Below are 3094 nucleotides of genomic sequence, written 5' to 3'. Positions count from 1 at the left end.
GGCAAGTGGCCCGTGGCGTACGGGAGTCGGGACGTCGTACGCCGGGCCCGGGACCGGGGCCGCCGCGGGCTCGGGGTGGGGTCGCCGTCGACGGTCGGGCGCACACCGGGGTGAACGGTCCGGTGCGCGCCCGGAGGTGAGGGGGTGTCAGCTCGTGGCGCCGGCCTGTTCGGCGTCGCCGGGGCGGGCGTCGCGCAGCAGGCAGGTCAGGCGGGCGGTGCAGACGCGGCGGTCCTGTTCGTCGCTGATGACGATCTCGTACGTGGCGGTGGTGCGGCCGCGGTGGACGGGGGTGGCGACGCCGGTGACGATGCCGGAGCGTACGCCGCGGTGGTGGGTGCAGTTGAGGTCGACACCGACGGCGATCTTGGTGGTGCCGCCGTGGAGCATGGAGCCGACGGAGCCGAGGGTCTCGGCGAGGACGGCGGAGGCGCCGCCGTGGAGGAGGCCGTAGGGCTGGGTGTTGCCTTCGACGGGCATGGTGCCGACGACGCGGTCGGCGGAGGCCTCGAGGATCTGTACGCCCATGCGGGTGCCGAGGTGGCCGGCGGAGAAGAGGGCGTGGAGGTCGATGCCCAGGGCGGCGTACTCGTCGATGACCTCTTGCGGGAACTTCACGTGCTGCTGCTCGCCCATGGGGTCCGGCTCCGTTCGTCGTGTGCGTCGATCTTTCGATCGGTGGTCGGCCCTGCCGGCGGGGTGACCGGCAGGGTGACGTAAGCAAACGCTCAGTCGGTGGCCGATTGTTCCAGACGGATCACGACGGACTTGCTGGCCGGGGTGTTGCTGGTGTCAGCGGTGGCGTCGAGCGGTACGAGGACGTTGGTCTCCGGGTAGTAGGCGGCGGCGCAGCCTCGAGCGGTGGGGTAGTGGACGACGCGGAAGCCGGGTGCTCGGCGTTCGACGCCGTCGTTCCATTCGCTGATCAGGTCGACGTAGGAGCCGTCGGTGACGCCGAGCGCGTGGGCGTCGTCGGGGTTGACGAGGATCACGCGGCGGCCGCCGGTGATGCCTCGGTAGCGGTCGTCGAGGCCGTAGATGGTGGTGTTGTACTGGTCGTGGGAGCGCAGGGTCTGCAACAGCAGCCGGCCCTCGGGCAGCTTGGGGTGTTCGACGGGGGCGGCGGTGAAGTTGGCCTTGCCGGTGGCGGTGGGGAAGCGGCGTTCGTCGCGGGGGGCGTGCGGCAGGGCGAAGCCGCCGGGGTGTGCGACGCGCCGGTTGAAGTCCTCGAAGCCGGGGACGACGCGGGCGATGCGGTCGCGGATCGTCGCGTAGTCCTTCTCGAAGTCCTCCCAGGGCACGACGGTGCGGTCGCCGAGGACGCGGCGGGCGAGCCGGCACACGATCGCCGGTTCGGACAGCAGGTACGGGCTCGCCGGCGCGAGCCGGCCGCGGGAGGCGTGGACCATGCCCATGGAGTCCTCCACGGTCACGAACTGTTCGCCGCTCGCCTGGACGTCGCGTTCGGTGCGGCCCAGGGTGGGCAGGATCAGGGCGCGGGCGCCGGTGACGACGTGGGAGCGGTTCAGTTTCGTCGACACGTGGACGGTGAGGCGGGCGCGTCGCATGGCGGCCTCGGTGACGTCGGTGTCGGGGGAGGCGGAGACGAAGTTGCCGCCCATGGCGAAGAACACCTTCGCGTCGCCGTCGCGCAGGGCGCGGATCGCGCGGACCGTGTCGTAGCCGTGGTGGCGGGGCGGGGCGAAGCCGAACTCGCTCTCCAGGGCGTCGAGGAACGCGGCCGAGGGGCGTTCGAAGATGCCCATGGTGCGGTCGCCCTGCACGTTGGAGTGGCCGCGGACGGGGCAGACACCGGCGCCGGGGCGGCCGATGTTGCCGCGCAGCAGCAGGAAGTTGACGATCTCGCGGATGGTCGGCACGGAGTGCTTGTGCTGGGTGAGGCCCATCGCCCAGCAGACGATGACGCTGCGGGAGGCCAGCACCATCTCCAGGGCCTGCTCGATGTCGGCGCGGGTGAGGCCGGTCGCGGTGAGGATGTCGTCCCAGTCGGCGGCGCGTGCGGTCTTCGCGAACTCCTCGAAGCCGTGCGTGTGCTCCCGTACGAACAGTTCGTCGACGGCGCCCTCGGTGTCCAGGATCAGTTTGTTCAGCAGGCGGAAGAGGGCCTGGTCGCCGCCGAGGCGGATCTGGAGGAACAGGTCGGTGAGGGCGGCGCCGGTGGTGAGGCCCTTGGGGGTCTGGGGGTTCTTGAAGCGTTCCAGGCCGGCCTCGGGCAGCGGGTTCACGGTGATGATCTTCGCGCCGTTCGCCTTGGCCTTCTCCAGGGCGGACAGCATGCGCGGATGGTTCGTGCCGGGGTTCTGCCCGGCCACGATGATCAGGTCCGCTTTGTACAGGTCCTCCAGCAGGACGCTGCCCTTGCCGACGCCGATGGTCTCCGACAGTGCGGAGCCGGAGGACTCGTGGCACATGTTGGAGCAGTCGGGCAGGTTGTTGGTGCCGAGCTCGCGGGCGAAGAGCTGGTAGAGGAACGCGGCCTCGTTGCTGGTGCGGCCGGAGGTGTAGAAGACGGCCTCGTCGGGGGAGTCCAGCGCGGTGATCTCCTCGGCGACGATGTCGAAGGCGCGCTCCCAGGTGACCGGCTCGTAGTGGTCGGCGCCCTCCGGCAGATACATGGGGTGGGTGAGGCGGCCCTGCTGGCCCAGCCAGTAGCCGCTGCGGCGGTTCAGGTCGCTGACCGGGTGCGCGGCGAAGAACTCGGGGGTGACCCGGCGCAGGGTGGCTTCCTCGGCGACCGCCTTGGCGCCGTTCTCGCAGAACTCCGCCGTGTGCCGGTGCTCCGGTTCCGGCCAGGCGCAGCCCGGGCAGTCGAAGCCGTCCTTCTGGTTGACGCGCAGCAGGGTGAGGGCGGTGCGTCTGACGCCCATCTGCTGGTGCGCCATGCGCAGCGAGTGGCCGATGGCGGGGAGTCCGGCCGCCGCGTGCCGGGGCTCTGTGACCTCGGGCGCGTCCTGGACCGGGTCGGCCTTGGGCGGCTTCGTCGCCATCGCAGCACTCCTTCGTCCGCGTCTGTGGGGTACGTCTTTGATCCTCCCACGCTGCACCGACAGCGGGGAGCGGGGCGGGCCGGGGG

The 3094-nt window shown here is 71.2% G+C and carries 2 protein-coding genes; both read right to left on the bottom strand.

From position 1 onward, the window contains the following. Positions 1 to 147: 147 nt before the first annotated feature. Positions 148 to 636, bottom strand: coding sequence for a PaaI family thioesterase (locus MTQ10_RS29405; RefSeq protein WP_247473454.1), 489 nt, complete (start codon positions 634 to 636; stop codon positions 148 to 150). Positions 637 to 728: 92 nt separating this feature from the next. Then, positions 729 to 3008 (bottom strand): FdhF/YdeP family oxidoreductase, encoded by a 2280-nt coding sequence (locus MTQ10_RS29400; protein WP_247473453.1) that lies wholly within the window; start codon positions 3006 to 3008, stop codon positions 729 to 731. Positions 3009 to 3094: the final 86 nt, after the last annotated feature.

The sequence above is a fragment of the Streptomyces sp. XM83C genome (assembly GCF_023072675.1).
In the GTDB taxonomy this organism is placed as follows: Bacteria; Actinomycetota; Actinomycetes; order Streptomycetales; family Streptomycetaceae; genus Streptomyces; species Streptomyces thermocoprophilus.
The sequence above is the reverse complement of the archived record's forward strand: the minus strand, read 5'-3'. Positions and strand labels throughout refer to the sequence as shown.